Here is a 15,329-nt window from a genome sequence, read left to right as displayed (position 1 = left end):
TGTTTTTAACTTAGCAAAACTCTCCTCTCTGCCATCTAACTAAAACGACCAAATTCATAAATTTTACTTTTTTCTCAAAAAGTGATTGATTTGATAACATAAATTTTCATTTTTATAAAAAAAATAGACTTTTCAGCTATATTTTTCAATTCACTTTTTAATATTCTACAAAAATAATATTTCAAAACGATTGAAAAATTTATAAAAAAAAGCATTCAAAAAATCAATTACATTAAAAAGTACAAATTGTAAACCATTTTTTTATCAATTAACCCCAATATTTCATGAACAAACGTTTATTATTTATCAATCTATTGCTGTTTTTTGGATGTTCATTGAGTATGATTGCTCAGGATCGTCGTATTACAGGAAAGGTAACTGCAGCAAGCGATGGCTCTGCTCTACCTGGTGTAACAGTTCAAGTAAAAGGTGTTTCTAAAGGTACACAAACAGACGCAAGTGGTAGTTACTCTTTGAGCGTTTCAAACAATCAAAAAACGGTAGTTTTTAGTTTTGTTGGTTTTGCTTCTCAAGAGGTTGAAATTGGAAGTAAGTCTGTAATTAATGTTGTATTGAAAGAAGATGTTAAATCATTAGAAGAAGTATTAGTTGTTGGTTATGGTACGCAAATTAAACGTGACATGACTGGTAATGTAGCTAAAATAAAATCTACTGATATTGCTGACATGCCAGTTACTTCATTCGATCAAGCAATTCAAGGAAAAGCGGCAGGTGTGCTTGTAAATGCTGGTAGTGGTAAACTAGGACAAGGTATTCGTATCAACGTTCGTGGACAATCTTCTATTTCTGCCAATACTCAGCCTTTGTTTGTAATTGATGGTATTCCACTAACAACAAATAACTTATCTTTTCAATTTGGTGCTACTAACCCCTTAGCCGATATTAATCCTCAAGATATTGAGTCAATGGATATATTGAAAGATGCCGCTGCTTCTGCAATATATGGTGCTCGTGGGGCTAATGGCGTTATTATAATAACTACTAAGAAAGGTAAAGTTGGACAGACTAGAGTTAATTTTGGATACCAAGTTGGTTCAAGTAAACCAACTAAAAAATTACAATTTCTTAATACAGAACAGTATGTTAAATTCTATAGACAAGCAGCTGCAAATTCTGATAGAATTGACGGTTTAGATCAAGCCGATCCTGATTCATATACTTCTTACATGGAAAATTTCTATGTAACACAAAGTCTTGGCACTTTTGGTACTCCTCAACAAACTTCAACTGCTTGGGGAGATTTAGCTTATCAAGATGCACCAATGAACCAATATGATATGAATATCACTAGTGGCACAGAAAAGACATCCATCTTTATGTCTGGTCAATATCTAGACCAAAAAGGGATATTAGTTGGAAATGCCTTAACAAGAGCAACTGGTCGTATGAACTTAGAACATGCCTTGACAGATAGATTCAAGGTTGGTATTAATATGTCTATGTCAAGAACGTTGAACAAACGTTTATCTGGTGACCGTCAGTTTGATAACCCAATGCAAATGGTGGCATTACCGCCAATGACTCCTTCGACAGACCCTACTACTGGTTTACCAACAGGATCGCTTCCTGGTGACGCAAGTATTCCTTATTACTATAATCCACTTGTTAATCTGGGCAATGCGTTTTATAACACAACAGTAAACCGCACGATTAGTAGTGTGTATGGACAATTAAAAATCACTAAAGATTTATTCCTACGTTCAGAATATGGTGTAGATGTATTAAATCAGTTGGAAGAACAATTTTATAATTCTTTAACAGCTAGAAATACTGGTGTTCCTGGAGGTTTGGGTCGTTCAAGAACTGTTCGTGTTGAAAACTTCAACACAAACAATTTCCTTGGTTACACTAAGGCTTTCGATAAACACATTTTTGATGCTACTTTAGGATTCTCTTTCCAAAAATCTGAAACCAAACGTCATTTTATCGAAGGTCAAGACTTTCCTTCAGATTCATACCAAACAATTTTTGCGGCAGCACGTAAAACGGATGGTAATTCATCTGAAACTGCTTTTAGTTTCTTATCTTATTTTGCTAGAGCAAATTATAAATTCAATGATCGTTATTTGTTAGGAGTAAGCGCTCGTATTGATGGGTCGTCTAGGTTCGGAACTAACCAAAGATATGGTTTCTTCCCAGCAGCCTCACTAGGATGGGTAATTTCTGAAGAAGATTTCTTGAAAAATAATAAAAGCATTAGTTTCCTTAAAGTTCGTACAAGTTTTGGTAGAACAGGTAATGCTGAAATTGGTGCTGATGGTAGTAGTGCTTCTACTAACACGATCAACTTCCCTCAAAGAGGTTTATATGCAGGGGATGCTGGTTATGGAACAGTTCCTGGTCAAAGACCTATTCAACTAGCTAATCCAGACTTAAGCTGGGAAACTACTGATCAATTTGACTTTGGTGTTGACTTTGGCTTTTTCAATAATCGTTTATCAGGTGAAGTTGATATTTATCAGAAAAACACTTCAAACCTTTTATTAAATGTTAACGTACCAGGCTCATCAGGCTTTGCTACACAAACTAGAAACATTGGTAAATTACAAAACAAAGGAATCGAATTTGTTATTAATTCTGACAATTTAGTTGGACAGTTCAAATGGAAAACAAGCGTTAACATTGCTAGAAATGCCAATAAAGTAACTAATATTCAAGGTCAAATTATTGAGGGTGGATTAAATAACATGAGCCGTGCAGTAGAAGGCGAACCTATTGGTACTTTCTTTACTGCCGAATATGCAGGTGTTGATCCTAACAATGGAGATGCTTTGTGGTATAAAAATACAAAAGCCGCAGACGGTTCTATTGATCGTTCTACTACTAATGTCTATACACAAGCACAAAGAGTGGTGGTAGGAAAAGCTTTACCAGATTGGACAGGTGGTATGACAAATACTTTTAGCTACAAAGGTTTTGATTTAAGTATTTTTATTAATGGACAACTTGGTAACGAGATTAATTTTTATGGTGTAGGTAGATTCTCTTCTGCCAACGGTCGTTTTGAAGATAATCAAACTGTTGACCAATTAAATGCTTGGACACCAGATAACAAAATCACCAATATTCCTGAAGCACGTTTATTCTACAACAATGGAGCTCAACCTTCTAGTAGGTTTATTCAAGACGGTTCTTTCTTACGTTTAAGAACTGTAACATTCGCTTACAACATTCCAAAAACTGTTTTAAGCAAGGCTAAAATCAATAGTATGAGAGTTTATGTTTCTGCTCAGAACTTGGCTACTCTTACAAAATACACTGGTTGGGACCCTGAAGTAAATGCTGATGATGTAGTTTCAAACATTGCCCAAGGGTATGACTTTTACACAGCACCACAAGCACGTACTATTACATTTGGTATTAATCTTGGTTTTTAATCTTAATTGAAGAAAATAATATGAATAAGATAATAAAAAATATATTGATTGCAGGCATAGTGTTTAACACTTTAACCGCTTGCGACAAAGAACTTGATATTGAACCTAAAGTCAGTATTGATGAATTAACAGCACTGAACACTTCAAAAGATGTACAAGTAACATTAGTAGGTGCTTATGATGGTCTAAGTGATGGAAATGTCCTTGGTGGCGGAAACCAATATATTAAAGAATTATTGGTTGATGATCGTGACGTTGTTTTTGGTGGGACTTTCACTACATTAGATGAAATCTGGAGAAAAACAATTAGTACAACAAATGGAGATGTTACAAATTTGTGGATGGATAGTTATAATACCATTAACAGAGTAAACAATGTACTTTCGGCTATTAATAAAGTAGACCAAGCTGAAAAAGCCTCTGTAGAAGGGCAAGCACGTTTTATCAGAGGTATGTTATATTTCGAAATGGTAAATTTATATGGTAAATTTTGGGGAGATGGTGATAACAATACAAACTTGGCTGTACCATTAGTGTTAACACCTACCCGTGGTATTACTTCTGAAGATAACCGTACTCGTGCTACTGTAGGACAGATATACGCACAAATATTAGAGGACTTAACTAAAGCAGAACAGTTATTGCCTTCATCGTTGACAAATACAGGATTTGCAACAAAAAATGCAGCGGCATCGATATTATCGAGAGTCTATTTAGCACAAGGAAATTACGCTTTGGCCCGTGATGCGGCGAACAGAGTTATTGCTTCTGGTGTACATAGCTTAGCTCCTACTTTTGAAGATGCCTTCAATGATGATACCAATGCTGATGAATTAATTTTTAGAGTTATTGTTACAGATCAAGATGGTGTTAACGATTTGAATACTTTTTATGCCTCTACATCAAACCAAGGACGTGGAGATATACGTATTCAGTCAAAACATTTAGCTCTCTATTCTCCTGAAGATACTAGAGGTCAATTCTTTAATGTCCTTAATCGAAATGTATTTACTTTGAAATTTGCTGATAGATACGGGGATTTACCTATTATCCGTTTAGCTGAAATGTATTTAACCCGTGCTGAATGTAACTTTCGCTTAGGTACATCCATAGGGGCAACTCCATTATCTGATATTAATTTAATTAGAAATCGTGCTCAAGCTAACATTTTCTCAAGTCTAACACTATCTGATATTATCAAAGAGAGAAGACTTGAATTAGCATTTGAAGGAAGTAATTATCTTGATATCAAAAGAAATAAAATAAAAGTAGGTACTATTGACTATAATGCCAATGCTTTGATACTTCCTATTCCACAAAGAGAAATTGATACTAATAAATCTTTGATTCAAAATGCTGGCTATTAATTATTAGTTAACTTCTATTTCTTCTCCAAAATTGGTTTTCCCAATTCCAATGAGAGAAACTGATGCCAATTCAAATTTGGTTCAGAACGAAGGGTATTAATTGAAGGTCCAAGAATGTTTTTATTGATGAAGCATTCTTAGATTCATACAAAATAGACCGTCTCAAAATTTATTGGGACGGTCTATTTTTGTATTGTAGGTTTTCCAATATTTTTTTGTATTTAATCATGTCTCTTCAACTACAAATTTATAGTTTTATCAGCTTGTTATTTATACTCCCCAGAAAAAACACTCATTTTTGCATTCTAAGAAAAATACAAATTAGGTATTCTCAATCAATGATATTTTAAGCCATAAGTATTTTTAGGTTTCGTATATTGAGTACGTTTAACATTATCTTCATTTACCGTTCATCTATAAAAACAAAGCATACATCAGATGATTTCACCTTTTTATCTAAAAATATTAGTTCAAACACAATGAAATAATCATTCAAAATAGGTAAATATTAAAAAATAAGCACATATGTAAATATTATATTAAAAAAAATTAATAATTATTTTGTTTGTAAAGTACAATTTTTTAAATTGATTCTGTTAGCAATAATAACAACAAATTAAACCCAAACTAAATTATTAAATGAACAAAAAATTACTAACGATTTTCCTCGTTATGATGACTTGTTGCGTAAGTATTTATGCACAAGACAGAAAAGTAACAGGAAAAGTGACCACAGCCGAGGACGGCTCAGGTCTTCCAGGAGTGTCTGTTCAATTGAAAGGCAGTACCAAAGGTACTACAACAGATGCCAATGGAAATTACTCTCTGCCAGTAAGCTCAGGTGGCACAATCCGATTCACATTTGTTGGCTTCGCTCCCAAAGAAGTCGCAGTAGGTAGTCAAACTGTTATTAATATCCAGCTCACTAACGACAACCAACAACTAACAGAAGTGGTAGTAACTGCACAAGGAATCGTTAGAGAGAAACGAGCTCTTGGATATTCTGTTACTTCATTAGACAAGCGGGCTATTGAAGACAAGCCACAATCAGACATTGGTCGTGTATTACAAGGCAAAATTTCAGGGGTAAACATCACTTCTACGTCTGGAGTTACTGGTACAGGTACAAACATTACCATACGTGGGTATTCTTCAATTACAGGCTCAGTACAGCCTTTATTTGTGGTAGATGGGGTTCCATTTAACTCTAATACCAATACAAGGGGTGGCTTTACTGGTGGTGGACAGTCCTCTTCAAGCCGTTTTCTGGATATTGACCCAAACAATATCGAAAACGTAACGGTATTAAAAGGTTTGGCTGCTACAGTTACTTATGGTGACCAAGGTAGAAACGGGGTAATTCTGGTTACTACAAAAAATGGTTCAAAAAAAGCTAGAAAAACGGAGTATTCAATTACACAATCTGTTTTTACCAATACTGCTCATTTACCTAAGTACCAAAACTCTTATGTTGGTGGTTTCCAACAAAACCTTGGGTACTTCTTTAGTAACTGGGGACCTTCGTTAGAAGAAGCAAAAAACTATGCTTCACAGAATACCAACACAGCTTTAACAACGCACCCTTACGCATTTTTGACAAATGCCGCTACTAGAGATGCAATGGCATCGTATGTGGCATCCGTTACACCATATACCATGCAATTCTTCCCTAACAATGTTAGCGATTTTTTCCGTACAGGTATTATTGCAAATACTTCTATGAATATTTCTGGGGGTGGTGAGAAAGTTAGTTATAATATATCCGCAGGATATAATAATGAACAAGGCTATATCCCTAACAACGGTTTAAAAAGATTAAATTTAGGTCTTGGATTAAACGCTCAGTTATCAAAAAAACTGACCGCTAATACTTCTTTTAACTTTTCTAACACAGACCAAACATCTCCACCATTAAGTGCTGGGCAAGGAAACAACGCTAACGATTTCCCTTCGGTATTGGCAAATGTAATGTTTACCCCACGCCAAGTAGATTTAACAGGATGGCCTTACGAAAATCCTGTAGATGGTAGCTCTGTGTATTTTAGAAGTGGTAACGATATCCCTAACCCAAGATGGATATTAAATAACTACAAAACAACGGGTGTTGTAAACAGATTTTTTTCTGCTACATCATTTAATTTAGAGATTACAAAAGAGCTCGCTTTGATTTATAAAGTAGGTTTGGATACCTATGACGAAACACAAGAGTTCATGTTGAATAAGGGGGGGGTATCATTTGTAAATGGTTTATACAATACCTTAAACTTTAAGAATACCATCTGGGATAACTCTATGATTCTTTCATATACCAAAACGCTAACTGATAAGTTGACTATTGCTGGTAAACTTGGTGGAAACATGAGAAACGACAGATTCTCGTTCTATAATATCACCAGTCAGAACCAATTGGCTCGTAATTTATTCCGCCACTCAAACTTTATTGATAATGTGGCTTCCAACGGAACTACAGAACAAACACGTTATGGTATTTTTGGAGAAATCACGGCTGATTATGACAACTATTTGTTTCTAAATTTGGCTGGAAGAAATGACTGGACATCAACAGTAGAGGCTGAATATCGTAGGATTTTCTACCCATCTGCCAGCCTTTCATTTGTGCCTACTTCTGCTTTTGAAGGCCTAAGTAGCAATACGCTTAATTTCTTAAAGTTCAGAGTAGGTATTGGTACATCTGCTGGTTTTCCTAACCCATACCAAACTAGAAATATCTTAAATCAAAATGCTAGAGGTTGGTTAACATCTGGACCTATTCAAACACATTCAGTAGATAATACATTAGGTAATCCAAATTTAAAACCTGAATTGCACACTGAAACGGAATTAGGTTTAGAGGGTAAATTATTCAATAATAAAATCGGCTTTGACCTTACTGTGTATCGTAGAGATACCAAAGACTTAATCACGAGTGCTCCGTTAGATGCTTCAACGGGTTATACAAGCACTACAATTAACGTTGGTAAAATCAGAAACCAAGGGATAGAATTCAGCTTAACAGGAACGCCTGTTACAAAAGGACCATTCTCGTGGGATGTTACCTTGACTTATTCACGCAATACGCCAGTAGTACTAGATCTAGGTGGTACTATACAAGAGGTACAGGTAACAGGCTTTGGTTCAGCATTAGGAAATTATGCTATCGTTGGGCAGCCCTTCAACGTAATTAAAGGTACTGGCTTCCGTAGAAATGCCGAAGGTAAATTGTTAATTGATGGTTCTGGAAACCTACAAGCAACGACATCACCTGTAATTTTAGGCGACCCTAACCCTGCCTTTGTTTCAAGTATGATTAATGGATTTAGTTATAAAGGTTTGAGCTTGAACGTAATGGTATCGTATCGTCATGGTGGTGCATTGTACTCATCTACTGCTGGTGCATTGTTAGGACGTGGCTTAACGATTGAATCTGGCAGCGAAACAGGTTATGATAGAGCTCAGACATTTATCTTCCCTGGGGTAAAAGCAGACGGTTCTGCAAACGATATTCAAATAACTGGTTCTGATGTTAACTTCAACAACGTTTATTTCTTTGGAGACGAAGGTAGAATTTATGATGGTTCAACTATCCGTTTGCAAGAAGTGTCGTTATCTTACAGCTTACCTAAAAAGTTTTTGGGGAAACTAGGTATTAAAGGTGCTAGTATAGGTTTATCGGGAAATAACTTATGGTATAAAGCTTTGCATATTCCTAAAGGTTTGAACCTTGATACAGATAATTTAGGTTTAGGTGTAGGTAATGGCTTAGGCTTTGAATTCTTGACTGGGCCAAGTTCTAGAAGACTAGGAGGTACATTGAAGTTGACATTCTAAACAACACAAACATTGTTTAGAGGAATTTTAACTAATGAGATTCTTTCATTATAATTCACAAAGAAATGACAAATAAATTCATAAAATATTTGTTTGTATTGTCAGCAATACTGGTAAGTTCGTGTAAACTAGACTTACTTGACAATCCAAACGCCGTAACTACTGGAAATACGGATATTAACTATTTAGCAAGCCAAATCCAGATTAGTTATGCTACTCATTTTAATCAGTTGAGCGACCCGGGTATGAGATTAACCCGAATGCTTAACGCAGGTGCAGCCATTTATGACAATGCTATAACACCAGGTGGTAATGTTGAAACATGGACTACTGCCTATGCTGGTATTTTGAATGATGTAAAAACAATCATCCCTTTAGCAGAAAAAGCAGAATTTTTTGTTCATGCTGGTATGGCTCGTTTTGTTAGAGCTTCTGTGATGGTAAACTTGGTTGATGCCTTTGGCGATGTACCTTACTCCGAGGCTTTGGATGCGAATAACTTCAACCCTAAAAGTGATGGTGGCGCTTCCATTTATACTGCTGCTTTAGCAGATGTTGACAAAGCTATAGAGAATTTTGGTGCAAAGTCTAAATCAGGCTTAACGACAGACCTTTACTATTCAGGTAGTGTAGATAACTGGATTCGTGCAGCTAATACCTTGAAATTGAAAATTTTATTAAACAAAAGGTTAATTGATGCGGCAGGGTCAAAAACAGCTATTAACGCATTGATAAGTGGTGGAAAATTGATTTCAACTAGTGCACAAAGCCTTACATTTAAATATGGTACTAACCAAGTAAACCCAGATAACAGACATCCACGATATGCTGGGCAATATTCTTCAACAGGTGGTGGCGACTATCAGTCAAACTCTTATATGGGTAGTATGTATGATAAAAAAGATCCAAGAATTCGCTCTTATTTTTATCGCCAAGTTATCGTAAACTCGAAAGATGTAAACGAGATTCGTTGTATTACAAACCAAAAACCAAACCATTATGCCGCAACAGATTATTACTGCTTGCCAACTACTGTAGGTTATTGGGGACGCGACCACCTAAGTAACGAGGGTATTCCACCAGATGGTTTAAGAAGAACTGCATGGGGCTTATATCCTGCCGGGGGCCAATATGATAACGATAATGGCAAGCCTGTAGCCTTAGTAGCAGGTGCTGCTGGTGCGGGTATTCACCCAATTATGATGTCTTCGTTCACAGACTTTATGTTAGCTGAAGCTACAATTACTCTTGGTACTACGGGCGATGCAAAGACGTTGTTGGAATCAGCAATTCGTAAATCTATGGCTGATGTTAGAAACTTTATGTTATCATCAACAGAGGCTGGCAAAATTGCTACTTTTGAAGCAAGTAAAAATATTATTTGGGCAAATGATGTAAATGCTTATGTTAACGATGTACTTAATGCTTATACTACTGCCTCCACAGATGCCGATAGACTAAATATTATTGCTACCGAGTATTATTTTGCTTTGTACGGCAATGGTATTGAGGCCTACAATTTATATCGCAGAACTGGTATGCCTAGAAACCTACAGCCAGCTTTAGACCCTAACCCTGGTGCGTTTATTAGGTCTTACTATTATCCTTCTTCGTTTGTTGGTAGAAATGCAAATGCTAAACAAAAGGCAAACATGACTTTGCCAGTATTCTGGGACAATAATCCTGCAACTTTATTTAAATAACATTAGCTAGTTAAATTTCCTTAAAATTAAAATATCATGAAAAACGTTTTTAAATATTCAATTTTAATGATTTACGGGCTAATAGTATTAGCTTGTAAAACCGAAATTGTTGAACCAATTGATTTAGATGCTCTTGAAACTGGTGGATACATTCGTACAGTAAGCCCATATCCTGTTTCTTCAACTACGTTCAACTACAAAGTTTCAGACATGAGTGGCACAAAGATGGAGATTGTAGCTGAGGCTGTTACACCTAACAAAGGAGCAGACTTTGCCTCTTATGAATTGTTTGTAAAATTTGTAGATGCTACAGCGGCTAATGGCACAAAAACTACTTCAATACTCCCGCTTAAAACGATACTTGCTTCAGCATTTACTAAAGATGTTGTAACGGGCTATCCAAGAGCTACAATCTCTGTCACAGGAGCAGAAGCTTTATCGGCATCTAAACTTGTTATAGGTGATATCGCTGCGGGTGATAGGTTTGAAATTACAGGAACTATGAAACTTACTAACGGCAAGTCTTATAATGCTGCTAACACTGGAGCAAACATTACGGGTGGAGCTTTTTATAGTTCTCCATTTTTTTACAGAGTAAATGTTCTATAATGATGCTTTTCGGTAGAAATCATAAAAAAGTTATTACAAAACAAAAATAATATTAAAACCCTCAAATCTAGCCCTTTCTCATCCAGAGAATGGGCTTTTTTTGTATGATTATTATTGAAGCTGTTTAAACTTTCCCTTTCGGGTTAAACTAAGTCTTTTAGAATACTTTCACCTCAGAAACGGAAAGTTTAAATAGCTTCAATAAATAAGAGTTGTTGTGAATTGTGAGTAGTGGGTTTAAATCCTGATATAGCTCATTCATCTTTTGTTAGTATTAACCACAACAAAGACATTCTTTGTAAGTAAGCAATACAATATGTAAACCCAAAAGTTAAATTTCATATTTCACCTTTGCTACATTGCTTACATCCGAATTGTTAGTAATAACAAAACTATTTTTGGCAATGAAAACTCATCCCTCAAAACTATTACTTGTTTTGCAACAAAAAAAACCTGCCAATAAAGAAGTTCTTTATTGACAGGCCTGAACCATGAACTATGGTTCTTATTGAGGTGTGCTAGGTACTAGGGTGGTTAAAATTGTTAGGAATTCATTTTATTATTCTTCAATAAAATCGCTTTAGGAGATTTTCTTATGGCCTCTCTAAAGTCGCTGATTCTTCTTCTGGATACTACAAATTCTTGCCCATCTTCAAGAATGATAACAAGCTTTTTGTCTTCTTTCCGCCAACCATTCATAAAAGAAATATTAACAACATGATTGTTGTTGATTCTGATAAAAGACTGAGTGTCTTCTATTCTTTCTTGCATTACTCTTAGTGTGCGAGCTACCATCAAACGCTCTTGATTGGTGGTATAAATGGCGGTATAATTTTCATCACTCTTTAAATATAGAATTTCTTTCAGAGCAATTTGACTACTTTTAGTAAGGTATAAATTTTTCATAATTATATAATTATTACTACTACAAAATTGCAATTTAGATATTGAAAACGTTAACTTGAAATCGACAAAAATTTGTTCATTTATGACAAAAAACACAAAAAAGTACTATTAAAGAGGTATTTTTAACTAAAAAAAATACTATTTAAAACTTTTGGACCATTCGGATGGCGATTTACCGAAAGATTCCTGAAATACTTTTGTAAAATATGAAAGACTTTCAAAACCTACCTGAAATGCTACGTCGGAGACATTTCCGTTGCGGTTTTTCAGTAGCTCAGCAGCTTTTTTTAAGCGGTAGTTTCTGATGTATTCAACGGTGGTTTGGTTCGTTAAAGTTTTTAATTTTCTTCTTAATTGCACAGTACTTAGGTTAAGTTCATCGGCTAAGTCTGTAATATTGAAAGCACTATCTGACAGATGAGCCTCAATAATTTGCTCTATCCTTTGCAGAAAAACTTCGTCTTGTTGATTAATATGCTGTTCTTGTTGTATGGGTACAGAGAATTTCTCTATTTCAAAATTTAGGTCGGTGAAAGAGGTAATCGGTGAAGGAGGATGATGGTCATTATTGTTGAGCGGTATGTTGTGATATTCTGGCTGATATTCCAACATAATCGCTGGGGAAACTTCTGATTGCTGAGACCTCAGGTAGATTTTACAGATTAGCAAAACAAAAAAAGTGATTTTGATAGGGTCTGTGAAAAATACAAGGTTATTAATAAATGTATAATCTATGATTTGCAAAAGCCTGAGTTGAAAGAAAATAAAGCCTGTAAAACTAAAGATAAATGAAAACACAAAGTACCATTCTAGTTTTACCTTTTTGTAATATGCGTAAGCAAAAAGTAGAATAATAAAGATATTAGCAATCAGGGTATTCACTACATTCATTTTTATCCACCTCCAGTTATAATCAAAGTATATGGCTAGGGTCAATACACAAGTGGAAACAATAGATAAATACAAAAACCATTTTACCCATTTGGGATACAAGGTCGCTATAGGTAAAAAACTGAATGTTAATATAATTTCGAAAATAGATAAAAGGCGATAAGGGAAAGCATCAATATGAGAAGATTGGTTTGGGTTGTTGGTAAAGCAATCTCCGATTGATTCATGATAGGCAGATACGGTAAATAAAATACAAAGTGAATAAATAGCGAAAATCTTATAGGTATTGGTTTTCAATAAAAAGAAAGCTATGATAGAGATAAGGAAATTTTCTAATAGTTGAACACCATCCAAAATCCATACTTTACGTTCATCTGAATATCTTTTCACTTCATGAATAGCTTCGGGCATTATCAGGAATGGTGCATAAAAGGCTCTTTGGCTTTTCGTTTTAATAAATATTGTTTTGGGTTGATTTGCCAATAAATTAAAATGAATAATGGGATAAGATGAAGTATAGCTTCTTTTATCTTTGGCTACAAAACTGCCCCCTTTGAATACCTTATATTGCTTATTTTGCTGTGGAATATAAACATCAATATATTCAATCACCGGATTACCACATTCAAATACCCAATTAGATGTTTTTGCTGAAACCAAGTTTATTTTAAACCATTGCGTAGCGTCTGAAAAACCAACACTAATATTTTTTTTTAAATAAGGAGTAAAGTGTTTACTTTGAATATCACGAAAGCAAAGTTTTGAATTACTCGTTTCGAAATATTCAAGCGAAGAAGATATATTATATGGAGAAGAAAGGTTTGTCAGATTAATTGTCTTGTTTGCGAAAGTGTTATGCTTACACAATACAAAACATATTAAACAGAAAACCATTCCTGTATAAATTCGAGAAATCAACATTTATTGTTCTACTTACTTAGTGCAAATTTATTTAATAATATTATGATTAATTATCTCATTTAATGAGCCTCTAAAAAAATACAAGTATTAACATATGTTAATAAACAAGGTTTTTTAAAGCTAATTAATCAAAAATATTATTAAATGTATTTCAGTGTGTTATTTAAAACAAAGTTACAAAATCACGAACGCTTAAACAATTGTATAATCGAAAAAAATGTAAGATTAATCAAGAATTATTTTTTTTAACATTTTACTGATGACTATTATTTTTTTATTTATTCTAGCGTTATTTCCCGTTAATATTTTCGATTTTTATATTTTTATCTGACCTTAATATTTATGAATCGCATTGATAGACTATTTGGCATATTTACTTTGCTTCAATCCAAAAAATATACTCCTGCCGAAAAAATTGCAGAAAAATTCAGCATTAGTATTCGCACGGTTTACAGAGATTTAAAAGCCTTGAATGAATCAGGAATACCTTTGGGTTTTGAACAAAACAAAGGATATTTCATCGTTCAGGGATTCTTCCTCCCTCCTATTTCTCTCACGAGTGATGAAGCCAATGCACTTTTAATAATGGAATCTATCGTATATCGTTTTACTGATAAATCAATACAAAAACATTATACCAATGCTTTGAATAAAGTAAAGGCTGTGTTGCCTAATGCCCAAAAAGATAAAATAGATTCACTTTCAGATACTATCAAAATCCAAGTTCCACCAAATAGAGAACAGCACAATTATGAATACTTATCAACATTACAACAAGCTATTTCTGCAAAAACCATCATCGAATTTGACTACAAGAATAACACTGATGAAATCAGTAGTCGTAGGGCTGAACCTATAGGGCTAATTTTCTATGCTTTCAACTGGCATTTGATTGCTTGGTGTCATAAAAGAAACGACTATCGAGATTTCAGAGTTTCTAGAATTATTGTTGTAAAAGATACCCAAATGCCCTTTCAAAAAAATGACCATATACCTCTATCAGACTACATGAAACTGCTTCCTGTAAATTATTAATTTTATTTATGCTTCTTCAAAAAGTACTGACATAGGGTTGTCAGTGAGGGACTGTTTCTTTGCATCATCAACCAAAAAAACTAACAAAATGACGATGATTGCAATGTTCTTAAAGGAGTTGGACCAAGAAGCGGTTAGTACTCGTAAAATGTTATCGATTGTTCCAGCAGATAAATTCAACTGGCAACCTCACCCTAAAAGTATGACTGTGCTAAGGTTGGCAACGCATATTGCGGAGTTGCCATCGTGGGTGGGATTGGCATTAACAACGAGTGAATTAGATTTTGGCGTGGGCGATTATCAACCTGCCACAATTAATACGACAGCCGATCTATTAAATTTACTTGAAAAAAATTTAGAAGATGCTAAAACTCATTTATTGGCAGCTACCGAGGACCAATTAGAAGAAAGCTGGACTTTAAGAAATGGCGATACTATTTATAGCACAACGCCCAAAAGCGAAACTATCCGCCACGCATATTGCCAAATTGTACACCACAGAGCTCAGTTGGGTGTTTTCTTGCGCTTACTAGATATTCCTATTCCAGGGTGTTATGGACCAAGTGCTGATGAAATGGGCTTGTATTAGGTAAAGTGAGCATAATAGGAAAGCTGTTGAAATAAGCTTTCCTATTATCCAAATTACTATTCAATAATATGCCTTTTATTCT

The 15,329-nt window shown here is 34.6% G+C and carries 9 protein-coding genes; 7 read left to right on the top strand and 2 right to left on the bottom strand.

Translation table 11 applies throughout. The annotated features are described in order from the left end of the window. The first annotated feature begins 284 nt into the window (after window positions 1–284). The 5 genes from VB264_RS15120 to VB264_RS15100 all read left to right on the top strand — a co-directional run bounded on the left by VB264_RS15120 (window position 285) and on the right by VB264_RS15100 (window position 10,905). Window positions 285–3,398 carry a SusC/RagA family TonB-linked outer membrane protein gene (locus VB264_RS15120; protein ID WP_323250634.1) on the top strand — a complete coding sequence of 1,038 codons (3,114 nt, stop codon included), beginning with the start codon at window positions 285–287 and terminating at the stop codon, window positions 3,396–3,398. A gap of 20 nt (window positions 3,399–3,418) precedes the next feature. Continuing rightward, the gene (locus VB264_RS15115) at window positions 3,419–4,765 is read left to right on the top strand and encodes a RagB/SusD family nutrient uptake outer membrane protein (protein ID WP_323250633.1); all 1,347 of its coding nucleotides are present in this window, start codon (window positions 3,419–3,421) and stop codon (window positions 4,763–4,765) included. Window positions 4,766–5,404: 639 nt separating this feature from the next. Beyond that, window positions 5,405–8,593 (top strand): SusC/RagA family TonB-linked outer membrane protein, encoded by a 3,189-nt coding sequence (locus VB264_RS15110; RefSeq protein WP_323250632.1) that lies wholly within the window; start codon window positions 5,405–5,407, stop codon window positions 8,591–8,593. Between the two features lie 65 nt (window positions 8,594–8,658). Further along, a complete protein-coding gene (locus VB264_RS15105; RefSeq protein WP_323250631.1) occupies window positions 8,659–10,296 on the top strand; it encodes a SusD/RagB family nutrient-binding outer membrane lipoprotein in 1,638 nt (545 codons plus the stop codon). Window positions 10,297–10,332: 36 nt separating this feature from the next. Then, on the top strand, window positions 10,333–10,905 hold the full coding sequence (locus tag VB264_RS15100) for a hypothetical protein (protein WP_323250630.1): 573 nt from the start codon (window positions 10,333–10,335) through the stop codon (window positions 10,903–10,905). Between the two features lie 543 nt (window positions 10,906–11,448). On the opposite strand, the gene VB264_RS15095 is transcribed toward VB264_RS15100, so the two are convergent. After that, entirely contained in the window at window positions 11,449–11,811 is a 363-nt protein-coding gene (locus tag VB264_RS15095; protein WP_323250629.1) for a LytR/AlgR family response regulator transcription factor, read from the bottom strand. A gap of 138 nt (window positions 11,812–11,949) precedes the next feature. Then, on the bottom strand, window positions 11,950–13,623 hold the full coding sequence (locus VB264_RS15090) for a 7TM-DISM domain-containing protein (protein WP_323250628.1): 1,674 nt from the start codon (window positions 13,621–13,623) through the stop codon (window positions 11,950–11,952). 342 nt (window positions 13,624–13,965) lie between these two features. Here VB264_RS15090 and VB264_RS15085 point away from each other — a divergent pair, with 342 nt between their 5' ends. Both VB264_RS15085 and VB264_RS15080 read left to right on the top strand, forming a co-directional pair. Continuing rightward, window positions 13,966–14,658, top strand: a complete 693-nt coding sequence (locus VB264_RS15085; RefSeq protein WP_323250627.1) for a helix-turn-helix transcriptional regulator — start codon at window positions 13,966–13,968, stop codon at window positions 14,656–14,658. Window positions 14,659–14,746: 88 nt separating this feature from the next. After that, entirely contained in the window at window positions 14,747–15,247 is a 501-nt protein-coding gene (locus VB264_RS15080) for a DinB family protein (protein ID WP_323250626.1), read from the top strand. Window positions 15,248–15,329 lie beyond the last annotated feature (82 nt).

The sequence above is a fragment of the Arcicella aquatica genome (assembly GCF_034928825.1).
Taxonomy (GTDB): domain Bacteria; phylum Bacteroidota; class Bacteroidia; order Cytophagales; family Spirosomataceae; genus Arcicella; species Arcicella aquatica.
Note: the sequence above shows the minus strand (reverse complement) of the source record. Positions and strands in the feature narration are given on the sequence as shown.